This window comes from Paraburkholderia sp. SIMBA_054 (genome assembly GCF_046534875.1).
GTDB classification, from domain to species: Bacteria; Pseudomonadota; Gammaproteobacteria; order Burkholderiales; family Burkholderiaceae; genus Paraburkholderia; species Paraburkholderia hospita.
Map to the genome: position 1 here is coordinate 1 of NZ_JAWRXV010000823.1, position 270 is coordinate 270.

Genomic DNA, 270 nt, shown 5'->3' on the forward strand with positions numbered 1-270 from the left:
GAAAAATCCTCGACTATCATCGTCTGCGGTGGGTTTGTATCAACCTTGTTGAACACAACCTTTCCCGCGGCTTCTGCCGCGCGGGCAGCAGCCTCCGCATTGACCAGAGTGGGATATTGCTGGACATAGGACACCGTGCACTGCGCCCCGGTTGACATGCAGATGCCTTCGATGACACGTTGAACCGCTGATTGCGCTGCGGCGCGCACTACGGGAGAAAACGCCCTCACGGTGCCACGGATCGTGATCGTGTTCGGCAAGATATTATAG

1 pseudogene is annotated in these 270 nt (G+C 56.7%); it reads right to left on the reverse strand.

What is annotated here, in order from left to right:
- Nucleotides 1-270, reverse strand: a pseudogene (locus tag SB822_RS57390) (amidohydrolase); the annotation flags it as partial.